1 protein-coding gene is annotated in these 1449 nt (G+C 52.0%); it reads right to left on the reverse strand.

The window, feature by feature from the left end:
- Positions 1–32 precede the first annotated feature (32 nt).
- Positions 33–1402, reverse strand: a protein-coding gene (locus tag ACODSV_RS36210; protein ID WP_096316580.1) for an IS3 family transposase whose coding sequence is annotated in 2 segments (ribosomal slippage) — positions 33–934 and positions 934–1402 — 1371 coding nt in all. Because the reading frame shifts where the segments join, the coding sequence is not laid out codon by codon here.
- Between the last annotated feature and the right edge of the window lie 47 nt (positions 1403–1449).

The raw sequence follows: 1449 nt of genomic DNA on the forward strand, positions 1-1449 counted from the left end.
TTTTGATCTGACCCCGAAATGTTGGACGCCTTCTATGCCCGCCGTGCTTGAGTCCTGTATTCCACAGGGCTCAGGCCACTTAGCTTCAGCCTGATTCGCGAATGATTGTAGTAGTGTATGTAGTCCTCTATACCTGCTTCAAGCTCATCGAGACTGTTGAATTTGTTCAGGTAAAAGAACTCGGATTTCAACGTGCCAAAAAAGCTTTCCATAGCCGCATTGTCATAGCAATTTCCTTTGCGGGACATGCTTGGCTTTACCGCACGCTCGTTCAGCACGCGGCGGTAGATAGGCATCCGGTACTGCCATCCCTGGTCGGAATGCAAAATTGGTTTATCGCGTGGCCGCAGCCTCTCAAAAGCTTGCCGTAGCATCGCACCAACCATGTCGAACAGCGGGCGCCTCGCGGTCTTGAAGGCGATTATTTCGCCGTTATAGAGGTCAAGGATCGGCGAGAGATAAAGCTTCTGCCCCCCGACCCGAAACTCCGTCACATCGGTTACCCATTTCTGGTTCGGTCGTTTGGCATCGAACTTCCGTTTCAGCAGGTTCGGCGCTACCTGACCCTCTTCGCCTCTGTAGGCCCGGTATTTCTTTATGCGCACACGGCTTTTCAACTGAAGCTCGCCCATGAGGCGCTGAACAGTCTTGTGGTTCACGAGGTGGCCAGCTCGCCGAACGGCAGCAGTGATACGGCGATAGCCATATCGGCCCTTGTGCTCGTCGAAAATTGAGCAAATTCTGGACTTCAGCACCGCGTATTTATCAACGGATTGCTGCACCTTTTGTTGATAGTAAAAAGTGCTACGGGCCAGGCCAGCCAATTTCAGAAGGCCTTCCAGAGGGTGCTCCTGCCTCAGTTCAATCACGATTTGCGCTTTTTCCGCTGCGCTGCTCGTTCCTTCGCTTGAACCAAGGCATCGAGCTTTTTTAAATAAGCAATTTCCATCCGCAACTGGCTCAATTCGGCCAGCAAATCATCGCGCGTACGAGCTTCATCGTCCGAAGATTCAAGCTGAATGGACGGGATGGGGTTTGTCATTTTTTTGTGAAGTCCGCTTCCTGGCTGCCGGGACAAGGCCTCCAAACCGCCTTCATCATACCTGCGCTCCCATTCGCCAATGATGTCGGATTTCCGGATATCAAACAGGGCAGCGACTTGGCGATAGGACAGCTCTTCCTCTCGCATGCGCTGCAAAACATTCAGCTTGAACTCAGGGCTGTAGTTCTTCTTTCTCTTACTTTTGAGGCCTGCGGCACCAAGCGCCTGATATGCCGCGATCCACTTTCGAAGCGATGAAGCATCTACCCCATGACGATGCGCGACCTCTCTGTGACCTGCGCTCCCCGAGCAGTAATCTTCAACAACCGACAATTTCGTCTGCTCTGTGTATTTTTTCATGACACCCCCCAATGTTGATGTCCAACATTTCGGGGTCAGATCATTTT

The sequence above is a fragment of the Pseudomonas sp. FG86 genome (genome assembly GCF_057808775.1).